Below are 14,174 nucleotides of genomic sequence, written 5' to 3' on the forward strand. Positions count from 1 at the left end.
TGTGAGGGTTTCACAAAACTTTCACACGGGCATTTTTTGCCCGATATATAAGCGGTTTTCGCACATGGTCTCTTTCTTGCGAGGTGATGGGACGTTGTTTTTTGGTGTGGGAAACCCCTATCTTTCAGTCATGTTACAAAAAGCAGGGAAAGCATGAACAAGGCAGATCTTCTGGTGGTTGAGGATGACCCGGAACTCTCCCGGCTTATCGGCTACAATCTTGAAAAACAGGGATATACTGTACGGGTTGTAGGGGATGGCGAGGCCGCACTTGAGGAAGTGCGACAAAAACGCCCCGATCTGCTGCTGCTGGACTGGATGTTGCCGGGTATTTCCGGCTTGGAGGTTTGCCGCCAGTTGCGAGGGCAACCCAAAACAGCAACGTTGCCCATAGTGATGTTAAGTGCGCGTGGGGAAGAAACAGATACCATTCGTGGGTTGGATACCGGAGCGGATGATTATCTTGTCAAACCCTTCAGCATGGATGCCCTGTTTGCGCGTGTAAAAGCCATGCTGCGCCGCTTGCCGCCAGCAGATAAAACATTGCGTTTTGATACACTGGTGATGGACCGCGTAAGCCACAAGGTGGAACGCAGTGGGCGTTTGCTGACGCTGGGCCCAACAGAATATCGGCTGCTTGAATTCTTTATGCTCAATCCGGGTAAAGTTTTCTCGCGCGAGGAACTTCTGAAACATGCATGGGAACGTAGCTCCTTTGTAGAGCTGCGCACCGTGGATGTGCATATTCGCCGCTTGCGGCAAACCCTGAATGAAGGGGATGAGCAGGATCTTATCCGCACAGTGCGTGCCAGAGGTTACGCGCTGGATCTGCCGCAAGGCTAGAACAGGGTTAAATTTTAGGCATGGTTGTACAGGCGTGGCTGATAATGGGGGAAGGGGCCGTGGCTGGCGCAGCCATGGCAACTTTGGGGGGCATGGTGCTTGGGCGCATGCGTGCCGCTGCAAGCCATGTTTCTGTTCTGGCCCGCCGCAGCCCCAGTAAGGAGGTTTCTCAACCTTGTCTGGAGCAGGTTATGGCCTGCCTGCCTGTTGCCATGCTGGTGATAAACGAATCACGCGGGTTGTGCGTGGTGTCCAAAATGGCCGAACAGCAGTTTGATGGAGACTTGGGCAGTATTGTCCGCCATCCGGCATTTCAGGCTAAGTTGGATGTGGTGCTGGCACAAAAGGCAGAGAACACACAGCCAGACCGTGTACGTGTTATTCTGGATATTCCACGTTTGCGGGTGGTGCAGGCTGTTTTGCAAAAACAAAGCCTGCCGGCAGCATTGTTGCCAATAAGCATGCGCCGGGAAAACACAGCCCCAAATGCCATGACAACCCAGGTGTTTGTTGCGCTGTATGATGAAACAGATGCCGTTGTTGCAGAACGTCAGCATACGGATTTTGTAGCATTTGCCAGCCATGAACTGCGTACCCCCTTGGCTGCCTTGCTAGGTTTTATAGAAACCCTGCAAGGCCCAGCAGCGGATGACCCGTTAGCACAAAAAGAGTTTTTGGAAATTATGGCCCAACAGGCCAAGCGGATGCAAAATCTGCTAAACAGCCTGCTTTATCTTTCCCGCGTGCAAATGCAGGAACACCAAAAACCGCGTGAAGTGGTGCGTCTGGCTGATCTGTTGGAGCAATGCCAGACAGAGGCAGACCTTCTGGCAGCAGGGTTACCCGTTACAGTTGATGTGCCGCCCGTGCAGGATAAGAACTGGCAAGTTGCGGGAGATGAAACGCAGCTTTTGCAAGTTGTGGTTAATCTTGTAGAAAACGCCATAAAATATAGCCTTGTTTCAGATAAAACAAAGGCCGGTAAGCCTGTTTTCATTACCATAACCTGCCAGCAGGCAGAGCCAGATGAGCGTTGGCCAAGTACGCCGGGTATTGTGTTGAGTGTAACGGATAACGGGCCCGGTATTCCTGCCCGCCATCTGGCCCGTTTGACAGAGCGTTTTTATCGTGTGGCCAAAACGGCGGCGGCCGTGCAGGGCAGTGGGCTGGGGCTTGCTATTGTGCAGCATATTGTTACGCGGCATGGTGGCCGGTTTGTGGTGGATAGTGCGGTAGGGCAGGGGACATCGTGCCATATCTGGCTGCCGCTTTTGCCTGTGGTGGCCAATCTTTCATCAAACTGTCACCAAACTGTCTTGCAGTCGTAACCCATTTTTGCATCCACTCGCTTACGAAGCAGGAGCGGCATGTACTGTTGCCGTATCTGTGTTGATGCTTAGGGATGCTCCCCAAAATGCGTTTTTCTCTTCGGTCTGAAACCTGCGCTGCCGCGATTGCCTGCTTGCTGGCAGCCGTGCCTTCTTTCTCTCACGCGCAAAGTGTTACTGGGGCGGGTTCCAGTTTTGCTGCGCCCATTTACGAGGCTTGGGCCTCTGCTGCCAAGGCAGATACAGGTGTGAACGTCAATTATCAGACCGTAGGGTCCAGCGCCGGGCAAAACCAGATTTTGGCAGGTACGGTGGATTTTGGAGCATCTGATGCCCCTATGGATGCCAAAAAGCTAGAAAGTGCCCATATTTTTCAGTTCCCCACCGTTATGGGCGGAATTGTGCCAGTTGTGAATATTCCCGGTATTAAAGCCGATACGCTGGTGCTGAGTGGCGATGTTCTGGCTTCCATTTATTCTGGCGATATTACGAGCTGGAATGACCCGAAAATTGCCGCCCTTAACCCCGGTGTTTCCCTGCCTGATACAGCCGTGGCCCCTATCCATCGCGCAGATGGATCTGGCACCACATTTGTATTTACATCTTATCTCGATCAGTCTTCCAAAAATTGGCATGATCAGTACGGTGCAGGCACTTCCATCAGCTGGCCGGGTGGCTTGGGCGCACGTGGGAATGATGGCGTATCTGCCACCGTGCAGAATACGGAAGGTGGCGTAGGATATGTAGAATACGCCTATGCTAGCCGTAACCATTTGACCACCATCCGCCTTAAAAACAGTGCTGGTCAGGCTGTTGTGGCCTCTCAGGCCAGTTTCTCCCAGGCTGCAGAAGCTGCAGATTGGAAAAATGCCTCGCATTTCTCAGTCAATTTGCTGAACACGTCTGGCGCGCAGGCATGGCCAATTGTTTCTGCCACCTATGTTCTGGTGCCCTTGCCAGCGCGTAACCCTGCGCGGGATGAAGCTGTAAAGCGCTTCTTTATCTGGGATTTTGCCAAGGGTGATTCCATTGCTGCAAAGCTTGATTACGTGCCGCTGCCCAAGGCGGTTAAAGACAGCATTCAGGCTGCATGGCAAACTGGGAAATAATCTGTTTTTAACAAGCTTGTTCAAGAAGAATACTTTACTGTGGAAAGCGGCTCCTTTGTGGGCCGCTTTTTTCATGAAACTGTCATGAAACCATCATCTAAGCGTCACGCACAGAAAGGTGAAATAAAGTTATTCACCACGCATCGCTCCTCTTCTCTTTTGGAATGGCCATGATGCGTCGTTGTTCACCGCTTCTTCCATCTTTTGCGTTTGCTTCTGTTCTGATGTCTGGCATCGCCCCAGTGGCCGAGGCTGCCAGCTCAGACGATGCGCAAATCCGGGCATTGAAAGCCGAAATGGCTGAAATGCGCCGCGAGATGATGGGGCAGATTACACATCTTAAATCTCAGATTGCGCAAAACGAAGCACGGCAGAAAGGCCCTGTGTCACGTCGTACCGCACGTGCAACGCCGCAGAGCGGCTACAAGTTTCCGGAAAAATATGCGGATAACGATGTAGATCCTAACGTAAAGTTTGGTGAACAAGTTCCACACAAAAACATTCTGCTCAACAATGGTGTGGGCACGCCCCCATCTGACCGCGGCATGACCACATCGTGGAAGGATTTCAAGGCAGCAACGCAGCAGGATGAAAATGTGCACGTTGGGGGCATGATTATTGGCTTCCCCAAAGGGCGCTTTACGGTTGCATCTGAAGATGGTGCCTATGGCCTGTCCATTGGTCTGGCTTTCCATGAAGACTTTGGTGGCTTTATGGGCATGTCTCCTCGCGGGGGTGAAACCAAGGGTGATTTCTCAAGCTTTACAGAAAATGCACGCCGTTTGCGTATTCCATTCACCTTCCGGTACAAGGACTGGGTCGCAAACGTTACGCCTGATTTCGGCTCTGGCAGCGCGGATGGATCTGACGGCCTGTACGAAGCGAACCTGAACTACACCGGCCTGCACAACACCATTCTGACAGTGGGTTACTTTCAGCCGCGTGTGACGGAAGAAGATTCTGAAAGCTCCAACGACTTTGAAATGATGGAACGCCCGGCCATTACGGATATTGTGCGTAACATTGCCGCGGGCGATGCCCGCTTTAGCGTTGGTGGCCTGCATTATGAAAAACGTTGGTGGATTGCAGGGTATTTCACCGGTCAGACATTTGGCAACCGCGCCAAGGATGCCAATATCGGGGATAGCCAGACAGGGGGTACCTTCCGTGTTGCCGGGCGCCCCTATGTTTCTAAAGACATAGACGTGCATCTGGGCCTTTCTGCCATTAGCGCCTTCAAGGTGAATGATGGCACCAATGGCCGCACCTATACCTTTAAGGAAGCACCGGAAGTTAACCTGACAACCACTGCGCTGTTGAACACGGGGGCCCTGCGCAACATTGGGTCCGTATGGTCTGCTGGCCCGGAACTGGGCTTCCGTTGGAAAAAGCTGGTGCTGAAGGGTGAATATTACCACATTGGCGTAACCCGTAACCAGCAGCAGGGTGGGCAGTCTCTGCCGTCTCTGTCGTTTGAGGGGTATTATGGTGCGGCCAACTATACGCTGTTTGGCAAGCCCCGTATGTATAATGAAAAAGAGGGTGCTTTCTCTGCTCCAGGTGTGGAGCACGAGTTTGACCCCGCACATGGTTACTGGGGTGCGCTGGAACTTTCTGGCCGTTACAGTGTGGCTGATTTTGATGATACGGCAAACAGTGTGCGCGGTGGTCGGCAGACAGTCTGGTCTGGTGGTGTAAACTGGTATCCTAACCGCCACTTCCGTGTGATGCTGGACTTCAACCACTTTATCGTAACACGTAACAGCCAAGCCTATAATGTTCTTGGGCGGGACGGAAATTCTGTGGCAGCCCGTGTGCAGGCTGCATTCTAAACCCGACACTTCCGGATTTAAAAAGGGGATGCTCCAAAAAGGAACATCCCCTTTTTTGTTGTTATGCACTTACGCCATTATTGGGGCGCATACCCTGCGTTTGGTGCGGGCAGTACGTTTTTGTAAGCCACCATGCACGCAACATATGCATTGTTATACTGGGTCTGGATACCACCCTGCTGGCTGTGAGAATAAGCACTGCCACCAATGCCACCGCCCAGAGCACCGGCTGCTGCACCAATACCAGCCCCGGTGCCGCCACCAACAGCAGCCCCCAACCCGGCACCCAATGCCGTGGTTGCCAAGCCACCATAAAGCGCCTTACGGTTTTGGCTTCCTGCCTGTCCATGCACGGCAGCCGCCGCCTGGGAACGGCAGAAATTCTGCTCCTGCAGAAAGGTGCCGTAATCTTTGCCGGGGCCGGGCAGAACCTGTGCGGTTGGCCCCATAGGTGTTTCGGCGCAGGCTGCAAGCAAAAGAGCTGGCAGGAAAGCAAGCGCCACTTTATGAAGTTTCATATATATTTGTCCTTTACATATAAGCCATGATAGAGGCGAATAGATAATGCGCGATCATGCCATTTTTAAGGAAAAGAAAGAATAAAAATATGATCGAGAAGACTCTTTTACAAGATCAACTGCCAGGCAGTAATTAAAAAATAAACTAGAATAAGTTTTGTTTGAAGCTTACCTTCTTTCTGTTATGCAAAATGTATACTGCAGTAACATAAAGTGCAGATGAAAGACTTGATATAATGAGTACCACAGTCAGACTGTTTGTTGGATGTGATCCGAATGATTGTGACTTAGAGCAGTTGATGGTGTTACATTATAGTATTTCCAAGTATAGTAGCTTACCCGTTGATATTACTTTTATGCAGCTTACGCGAGATCCTTCCAGTTTCTGGTATTCTGGCCTCAGCCCGGAAGATGGATGGAACACGACTGAATGGCCCACGCCGTTTTCTGGCTTTCGGTGGGGTATTCCGGCCTATTGTGGTGGCAAGGGCCGCGCGTTGTATATGGATGCCGATATTTTTGCCCTTTCAGATATAGCAGAGCTTTGGAACCAGCCTATTGGGCAAGGCAAGGTGATGCTGGCAGCGGGGCAGGGGCGTGATTTGCGGCTAGGCACCCTGATGTGGGATTGTGAAGCCGCCATGAAGATTCTGCCATCGTTGGCGGATATTAAAAAAGAGGCATCAGCCCATAAAAAGCTGAAGACGTTTTTTGAAAAACATCCTGAATATATTGCCCCGCTGGACCCGGCCTTCAGTAATCTGGATGGTGACGGTATGCCGCTGGAAGCACTGAAGTTTTTACATTATTCGGATATGGGCACGCAGTTTTCGCACAAATATGCCTTGCAGCGCCTTAAAGCCGAGCAACGCCAGCACTGGTTTGATGGCACAATTTACAATCACCCACGCCCGGACCTGCAACAGCAGTTTGATGCGCTTTACAAGGAAGCACAGGATGCAGGGTTTAGCGTAGATACCTACCGGGTAAAGGAACACTTTGGCGTTTTACCCAAAAAAACGCAGGTTCGTTATAAAGGAAACAAAATTACACGCTCGGCGTTCCGGCTGCTTAAACCATTCCGGTAAAATGCCTTTGCCTGCACAGGCGTGTTGCTGTGCGCAGGCATGTTGCGCGTTAATGTTGCGGAACGTTTTTACTTAAATTTTCCAGCCAGCAGGCTGTGTTTTGCGGTTGGGTGCAAAGTGTGCTGGTCAGCGGCATGGGTGCACCTTGCCCGGGTATGTTATCCAGTTTCAGGCCGTCCCTCAGCTGGGCGAGAGATTGATGGAAAACTGCAAAGCGGATTTCCTTGCGGCCGTTAGGGTGTTTCCATGTTTCAAAAGCCAGCGTGGTATCGGGCGCTGTGGGGTCTGGCTGGTCTGTAAAGCTCCAGTCCAGCCCGAACAGCGTTGTCAGCATATCCAGCGTGGTATCATGCCCGGCAAACATCACCACACGGGCCTGCGCAGGCAGCACGCTGCCATCCGGTAAGGACAGGGGCTGTTCATTCAACAGTGCCAGAATAGCTTGCGCCAGCTTTCCACCACGCGGGATGGCAATGGCTGGGGTGCGGCGCATACGTGCACTTTGATAATTATGCACAGGCAGAACACTATTGAGCGTATGCACACTATCCGTATTGGCTACGGTGATGGAGGATGGCAGCCCCTGCACATATTCCAGCAATAAGGCTTCTGAAACAGTGGACCCTAAGGCCAGCCCGTTTTCTGCATGGGATGTGCCTTTTTTCCATGCTAGGGGCGCATGTTTGAAAAAACACGGCGTGGCGCCAGTTGTGCAGGCATTGGGGGCAAACAGGGCCTGCAAGGTCTGAACGCCGGATTGCACAGGCGGGGGCAAGTCCGTATCCGGCATTGGCGCAGGATCCAGCTCTTTTTCTACGCTATCGGCATCCAGTGTCGTTTTTTTTGCAGCCAGAGCGTTAAACAGCGGATCATGCGTTTTGGCGGGCATAGAGCGCGCCTGTGTCTGGCAGCCATCGCTTAATGCGGCGGCCAGAATATCGCCACTGTGCTGGGTGCGGCTGCTGGCGGAATCTGCCCAGATAAAGGCAGGCTGTTCAGGCAGGCAGCGGGCTGCGGTATCCCGGCTGGCAACGTGATAATAGCTTTTTAAAAACTGCCCCATTAACCCCAGATCAAACTGGCCATGTGCTGTCATTTCACCGGGGGGAACGGGCCAGGGTGTCCATGTATGGCGGGTCTTTTTTTCCAGCTTGTCCAACGGCTTGGTCGGGCTGCGGATTCCGTGGCGGGAAACCAGCACAACCCGTTCCAGCACAGCATCAGATGTTTCTGGCTGCACGGCTGGCGCTGATGTGGCAGCCCAAACCGGTGCAGACAGTGTGAGGGAGGCACTTAACAAACTGGCAGAAAGAAAAAAGGCGGAACGGGAAAACGAAAAAGTCATGAAGTCTCTGTCATACGCGTTACAAGAAGCTGGTTGATACGGAAGCCTTCCACATCCACCACCTCAAAACGGAAACCCGCAGCATCTACCCGGTCTGCCTTGCGGGCCATACGGCGCAGACGGTGCATAATAAAGCCGCCAATTGTGTCAAACTGCTCACTGTCTGGCAAATCCACCACATGCAGTTCGCGAATAACGTCTCCAATGGGGGCCGCGCCATCCACCAGCCACGAGTTTTCATCACGCTTTACAATGGCCTGTTCTTCAAACGGGCTGGCCAACCCATCCATCAGCACACCCATAATGTCCTTAAAGGTAATCAGCCCCACAACCAGCCCGTATTCATTAACAATCAGGGCAAAGCCGGTGCCGTGTGTATCAAACTGGGCCAGTGTATCCCAAAGGTTCAGTGTTTCGGGAACAGAGAGCACCTCACGCCGCATCCGGGCAATGGGGTTGCTGTGGGGGCGGCCAGAAGGCGCAATGGAAGGATCCACGACAGAGGCCAGCACGTCTTCCGCACGGATGGAGCCGATAACCTTGTCCAGCCCACCATTACACAGCGGGTAACGGGAATATGGGTTGGTGCGTACCTTCTCGTGGTTATGTTCGGGCGTGTCCTGAATATCCAGAAAGATAATTTCATCACGTGGGGTCATGGCGGAGGTGACGGAGCGTGCCTGTAGGGCCAGCACATTCTCAATCATCTGGTGTTCCTGTTGCAGCAGAACGCCAGATGCCGTGCCAGCGGCCAGAATGGCGTGCAGGTCTTCTGGCGTAATGGGTTCTACCGCAGAAGCCGCTGGAATTTTGAGCGCACGCAGAATGGCATCGGAAATTTTGGAGAAAATCCACACAAACGGGTACAGCACCCGCAGCGCCACGCGGGGGAACCAACCCACCGCCATAGCCACTTTGTCCGGGTTGTTCATGGCCACGCGCTTGGGCAGCAGGTCCGCAAACAAAACAAAAGCGCCGGTTACAAAAATAAAGCTGAAGGTAGAGGCCAGGTTTTGCGCCCACCAGTCTGACATACCCCAGCTGCTTAAAAACGCGGTAACAGGTGGGGTAAACATTTCGGAACTGGCAATACCGCCCAGAATACCCACACCGTTCAGGCAGATCTGGATGGCCGTCATCACCTGCCCGCTGTTACGGCGCAGGGCCAGAAAGTCCTGGGCGCGTTTGTCTCCTGCTTCTGCGCGACTGCGAAGCCGGACCTCCCGCGCCGCGGCAAAGGAGATCTCGGAAAGTGAAATCAGAATGCTGACAGCAATCAGCAGCACAAGGGTCAGCAGACCCATAATAAACAGGAACAAGAGAACGTCCGAAATTAAAGTGAAACCTGTAATGGTGGCTTTATCTATACCCGCAGGCCAGACAGATACCTAGTTTAATTTTTGTTCCTGACCGGACTGATAGACAAACTTCAAAATACTGTCATGCAGGTACAGATGGGCTTTTCAGGCGTTGATGTCCTGCGTACCGTGCCGCACATTCTGGCCGGTTTGTGGGTGCCAAAAGCTAACCAGCGGTGAAAAAAGCATGTTCAAAGCCCTGTATGTAGAAAAAACAGAAAGCGGCCAGCAGGTTGTTACGCTGCGTGATCTGGCAGAAACAGACCTGCCGGAAGGGGATGTCACAATTCGGGTGCAATGGTCCTCCCTGAATTACAAGGATGCGCTGGCACTTACAGGCAAAGGCCCGATCATACGTAACTGGCCCATGGTGCCGGGCATAGATTTGGCAGGCCGGGTAGAAGCTTCCACTCATCCTGCCGTTTCTGTGGGGCAGGATGTGCTTGTTACGGGCCACGGTATGGGGGAAACCCGCTGGGGTGGTTTTGCCCAACTGGCGCGGGTGCCAGGCCTATGGGTTGTTGCGCAACCTTCGGAGCTGGATGGACGGCAGGCCATGGCGCTGGGCACGGCAGGGTTTACGGCCATGCTGTGTGTGCAGGCACTCCAGCGTGAAGGGGTGGAACCTTCCAGCGGGCCGGTGCTGGTAACCGGTGCCAGTGGTGGTGTTGGCAGCGTGGCTATTATGCTGCTTTCGCGTTTGGGGTATCAGGTTGTGGCCGTTACCGGGCGGCTGGAGGAACAACCCTATCTGCATAGTCTGGGTGCTGCGGAGGTGTTGCCGCGTGCCCATTTTGCCGCACCATCTCGCCCGCTGGAAAAAGCCCGTTGGGCCGGAGCCGTTGATGTTGTGGGCGGGCAGGTTCTGGCCTCTGTATGTGCGGGCATGCGGCCTCAGGGTGTGGTCACGGCGTGTGGATTGGCCGGAGGGATGGATTTTCCCGCAACGGTGGCACCTTTTATTCTGCGTGGTGTTACGCTGGTTGGCATTGATAGCGTGCAATGCCCCCGCGCAGAGCGTGTGGCGGCATGGGCGCGTCTGGCTGAACTGATCAACCCCAGACAGCTTGATGACATGGTGCATGAAATTGATCTGGCGGAAGCGCCACAGGCTGCAGAAATGCTTTTGGCTGGCCATGTGCGTGGGCGTCTGGTTGTGCGTATTCCCTAAACGCTTTCAGGCAGAAAAAACCCTAACACCTGTAGGCAGGATGTTAGGGTTGCAAAGCATTTTTGTAAAAGTGCCGTGTTTAGGCTTCCAGCCCACCATCTACGGGAATAGCAGCACCTGTAATGTATTCGGCCTGTGGGCTGGCAAGAAAAGCAACCGCAGCGGCAATATCACTCACCTTGCCATAAGCGCCAGTGGTCACAAAGCTGCTGATCAGTTTTGCAACATCGCCAGTGGCCGGGTTCATGTCCGTATCAATCGGGCCGGGTTCAATCACGTTGGCTGTAATGCCTTTTGGCCCCAGATCACGCGCCACACCTTTGGCAAACCCACGTAAAGCCGCCTTTGTAGCTGCATACAGGGAAATGCCGGGAAAAGGCGCACGTGCCCCAAAGGCAGACCCGATAAAAATAAGGCGGCCACCTTTTTGCATATGCCGTGTGGCTTCTGCGGTTTCAATCATCACAGCACGCACATTTAGATTAAGGACTTTTTCAATATCCTCGGCGCTGCTTTCATCAATCGGGCCGTAGGGGAACATGCCTGCATTACACACCAGCGCATCAATACGGCCAAAATCTGCAATGGTTTTGGCAATAACAGCCTTGTTGCCCTCTACCGTGGCGCCGTCGGCCTTGATGGTGATTGCCTTGCGGCCTAATGCGCGCACTTTGTGGGCCACCTTTTCAGCAGCCTCTGCGCTATTGGCGTAAGAGAGGGCAATATCGTAGCCATCTTTTGCCAGAGCCTCAACAATAGCGGCACCAATGCCGCGGCTTCCGCCGGTTACGAGGGCAACACGGTTGTTCATGAATGTCTTACCTTTCTTTCTTATCTTACGTGCGGGGGGAGGTCAGGCTGCATTCAGCCCCAGCATGAGCCGGATATTCTGCAAGGCTGCACCAGATGCCCCTTTACCCAGATTATCCAGCCGGGCCGTAAGAAGGGCCTGGCGGTTCTGGGTGTTGGCGTGTACGCGCAGCTCCATTCTGTCGCTGCCTGCCAGGGCTTCGGCAGAAAGTTTTGGTTCTGCGGCCAACACACGCACATGGTCCTGCCCTGCGTAGTGTTTTTCCAGAATATTGTGCAGGTCTTCCCCGCTTACATTGTTGCTCAGATCATCCAGATGCAGCGGAATGGAGACAATCATCCCACGCGGAAAGTGCCCAACAGAAGGCACAAAAACCGGCCTGCGTTTTAGCCCCGCATGCTGATGAATTTCGGGTACATGTTTATGTTCCAGCTTTAAGCCATATAGTTCAAACGCCGGGCCACCATCGCGCTCATGCGCTTCAATCATGCTGCGGCCACCGCCGGAATATCCGCTAATGGCATTGATGCAGACCGGGTAATGGGCATCCATCACACCGGCATCCACCAATGGGCGCAGCAGGGCAATGGCCCCAGTGGGGTAACAGCCGGGGTTGGCAACGCGCGGAGCAATGGCAATGGCTTCTGCCTGCCCGGCGGCCAGTTCGGGAAAGCCGTAAACCCAGCCCGGTGCTGTGCGGAAAGCTGTGCTGGCATCCAGAATACGGGGGGCGGCATCACCCAGACTTGCGGCCATTTCAACCGCCTCGCGGGAGGCGGCATCGGGCAGGCACAAAACAACCAGATCTGCGGCCTGCATGGCCTCTTTGCGCGCAGCCAGATCCTTGCGGTGTGCGTGATCTATGGAATGGAGTGTGACGGGCAGGGGGGCAAGGCGTTCGCGTATTTCAAGCCCTGTTGTGCCAGCTTCACCATCAATAAAGATTACGGGTTTGTGTGTCATGCCTTCCCTCATTCTGGTTCTGGCGGCAGATTAGGCTTTCTGGTTGCTGCCGCATAGACGGCACGGCTGTTTATGGCAAAATGCTTTTATTATCTTTTGCACCGGGTGGCGGTGCATGTGTGTAAACCAGAGGCAGAAACAGGCATGACCACTTCCCCCGTATCCGGGCAACCAACCCAAAGTGCAAAGCAGGGCGGTAGCCAGCAGGCGGCATACGAACTGCAACGTCTGCTGGCCCTTATGGCCCGCTTGCGAGACCCCAAAGAAGGTTGCCCGTGGGATAGGGAACAAACGCATGAAACCATAGCACCCTATGCCATTGAAGAAGCATATGAAGTGTTGGATGCCATCCAGAAACAGGACTGGAACGCTTTTCCCGATGAATTGGGGGACCTGCTGTTGCCGGTTGTCTATCAGGCCCAGCTTGCGCAGGAAGAGGGGCGGTTCGATTTTGCAACCGTTGCCCGCATGATTACGGAAAAGATGATCCGCCGCCACCCGCATGTGGTATTTGGTGCCGATGTGCTGGAAGACCATGCAGTTGCGGAAGCTCCAAAGCCGCAACAGGATATTCCCGGCCAGTGGGAAATGCTGAAGGAGCAGGAACGCCGCCGCATTGCCGGGCAAAAGGGAAAAGCAACGCCAATGCCCGGTGCTTTGGCAGGTGTGCCGCCAGCATTGCCAGCGTTACTGCGGGCCTCTAAACTGGCAGCGCGGGCGGCCCGCGTGGGGTTTGACTGGCCGGATATTTCTGGCGTGGTCGCCAAGGTGCATGAAGAAATTGAAGAGTTTTCGGTTGAGCTGGAAGCCGGGAACCGTGCACGCATGCAGGATGAACTGGGTGATGTGCTGTTCTCAATTGCCAGTCTGGCGCGGCGTTTGAAGTTAGACCCAGAAGCATGTTTGCGCCAGGCGTGTGACAAGTTCACCCGCAGGTTTGAAGGGGTGGAAGCCGTTCTGGCGGAACAGGGGCTCTCCATGCCTGACCAGAGTGTGGAAACGCTGGATAATATCTGGAAAGATGTCAAAAAGGCAGAACAGAACCACACAAAATAACATGAAAATGGCGCACAGGGTGGGGCAATGGGTTGCCCCACGTGCTTCAGGGTTAGTTTGTCAGGCTTTGTCCCTTTTTTGTAAGATCGCTGCACAGCTTTACGCGTTTGGAAAGATCAAGCGTAGCAATGTCAAAAGGCTTGGATGTGCCGTTTTGCAGCAACCCTTGCCCGCCTAGAGAATAGCCCTGATCGTTCCGTACATCTGGCCGTTTGGAAAGGTTGCGAGCTACGCTGCGTGGCGTTGTGCCAGAAGCATAATTTTTGTGTACACAATAGGAAAGCAGCCCCGCCACATTGCCGGTGCTTGTGTTCTCTATAGATGGCAGGCCACCTTCTCCCAAAACGCCGGGGGTGGAGGTTGTGGATGTGCCTGAAACATTCCCCACGAGCTGCGCGCCCTCAGTGGGGGCAGAAGCTGGGTGTGCCGGATCTGTAACCGGAAGGGCGCCCGAAGGTGCCGCCGGAAAAGTTGTGCCTGTTGGAATACGGACGGGCATATTTTGCGCATGTGCCATACTTGCAGCGCTTAAGCCCAGAATACAGCTTGCGGCCATGATTGTTTTTTGTGTGAAGAACATTCAGATCGTCCTTTCAAAATTTTTCATGCAACAGGTTTTATTCAAAAAATACCGCTATCTTTTGTAATAAGTGCTCAATAGCGGGCTCTGGGAATGAGAATGCGCCAGAGTGGCAAAAGTTCTTTGTGCTGCTTTCTGCCGGGTTTTATCGGGCTGGTTCTGTAAAATAGAT

Annotated in this window: 13 protein-coding genes; 7 read left to right on the top strand and 6 right to left on the bottom strand. The window is 53.6% G+C overall.

All coding sequences use genetic code 11. The features are described from left to right. Window positions 1-153 precede the first annotated feature (153 nt). From phoB to CSR02_RS00655, 4 genes are all read left to right on the top strand, one after another. Window positions 154-843, top strand: coding sequence for a phosphate regulon transcriptional regulator PhoB (gene phoB, locus CSR02_RS00640; protein WP_099540091.1), 690 nt, complete (start codon window positions 154-156; stop codon window positions 841-843). Between the two features lie 20 nt (window positions 844-863). Further along, window positions 864-2,171 carry a sensor histidine kinase gene (locus CSR02_RS00645; RefSeq protein WP_099540093.1) on the top strand — a complete coding sequence of 436 codons (1,308 nt, stop codon included), beginning with the start codon at window positions 864-866 and terminating at the stop codon, window positions 2,169-2,171. 74 nt (window positions 2,172-2,245) lie between these two features. After that, window positions 2,246-3,280, top strand: coding sequence for a phosphate ABC transporter substrate-binding protein PstS (gene pstS / locus CSR02_RS00650; RefSeq protein ID WP_099540095.1), 1,035 nt, complete (start codon window positions 2,246-2,248; stop codon window positions 3,278-3,280). 164 nt (window positions 3,281-3,444) lie between these two features. Further along, window positions 3,445-5,112 carry an OprO/OprP family phosphate-selective porin gene (locus CSR02_RS00655; RefSeq protein ID WP_042787082.1) on the top strand — a complete coding sequence of 556 codons (1,668 nt, stop codon included), beginning with the start codon at window positions 3,445-3,447 and terminating at the stop codon, window positions 5,110-5,112. 77 nt (window positions 5,113-5,189) lie between these two features. Here CSR02_RS00655 and CSR02_RS00660 read toward each other — a convergent pair whose 3' ends face one another. Beyond that, entirely contained in the window at window positions 5,190-5,630 is a 441-nt protein-coding gene (locus CSR02_RS00660) for a hypothetical protein (RefSeq protein WP_042787081.1), read from the bottom strand. Window positions 5,631-5,866: 236 nt separating this feature from the next. Here CSR02_RS00660 and CSR02_RS00665 point away from each other — a divergent pair, with 236 nt between their 5' ends. After that, window positions 5,867-6,718 carry a glycosyl transferase gene (locus CSR02_RS00665; protein ID WP_099540097.1) on the top strand — a complete coding sequence of 284 codons (852 nt, stop codon included), beginning with the start codon at window positions 5,867-5,869 and terminating at the stop codon, window positions 6,716-6,718. A gap of 49 nt (window positions 6,719-6,767) precedes the next feature. On the opposite strand, the gene CSR02_RS00670 is transcribed toward CSR02_RS00665, so the two are convergent. After that, window positions 6,768-8,063, bottom strand: coding sequence for a histidine-type phosphatase (locus CSR02_RS00670; protein WP_099540099.1), 1,296 nt, complete (start codon window positions 8,061-8,063; stop codon window positions 6,768-6,770). Then, window positions 8,060-9,382 carry a hemolysin family protein gene (locus CSR02_RS00675; protein WP_042787078.1) on the bottom strand — a complete coding sequence of 441 codons (1,323 nt, stop codon included), beginning with the start codon at window positions 9,380-9,382 and terminating at the stop codon, window positions 8,060-8,062. Before CSR02_RS00675 ends, CSR02_RS00670 begins: the two co-directional genes overlap by 4 nt. Before the next feature lie 226 nt (window positions 9,383-9,608). Between CSR02_RS00675 and acuI the strand changes: the two genes are divergently transcribed. Continuing rightward, a complete protein-coding gene (gene acuI / locus CSR02_RS00680; RefSeq protein WP_099540101.1) occupies window positions 9,609-10,592 on the top strand; it encodes an acrylyl-CoA reductase (NADPH) in 984 nt (327 codons plus the stop codon). Window positions 10,593-10,671: 79 nt separating this feature from the next. Here the strand turns inward: acuI and CSR02_RS00685 are convergent, their stop codons facing one another. Continuing rightward, window positions 10,672-11,403 (bottom strand): SDR family NAD(P)-dependent oxidoreductase, encoded by a 732-nt coding sequence (locus tag CSR02_RS00685; protein WP_099540103.1) that lies wholly within the window; start codon window positions 11,401-11,403, stop codon window positions 10,672-10,674. 42 nt (window positions 11,404-11,445) lie between these two features. Then, window positions 11,446-12,366: an N-acetyl-gamma-glutamyl-phosphate reductase gene (gene argC / locus CSR02_RS00690; protein ID WP_099540182.1), complete on the bottom strand. Its 921-nt coding sequence runs from the start codon at window positions 12,364-12,366 to the stop codon at window positions 11,446-11,448. A 72-nt stretch (window positions 12,367-12,438) separates the two neighbouring features. Here argC and mazG point away from each other — a divergent pair, with 72 nt between their 5' ends. Beyond that, a complete protein-coding gene (gene mazG / locus CSR02_RS00695; protein ID WP_099540105.1) occupies window positions 12,439-13,422 on the top strand; it encodes a nucleoside triphosphate pyrophosphohydrolase in 984 nt (327 codons plus the stop codon). A gap of 52 nt (window positions 13,423-13,474) precedes the next feature. Here the strand turns inward: mazG and CSR02_RS00700 are convergent, their stop codons facing one another. Then, window positions 13,475-14,002, bottom strand: coding sequence for a DUF2501 domain-containing protein (locus tag CSR02_RS00700; RefSeq protein ID WP_099540107.1), 528 nt, complete (start codon window positions 14,000-14,002; stop codon window positions 13,475-13,477). Window positions 14,003-14,174 lie beyond the last annotated feature (172 nt).

The sequence above is a fragment of the Acetobacter pomorum genome, from assembly GCF_002738225.1.
GTDB lineage: Bacteria > Pseudomonadota > Alphaproteobacteria > Acetobacterales > Acetobacteraceae > Acetobacter > Acetobacter pomorum.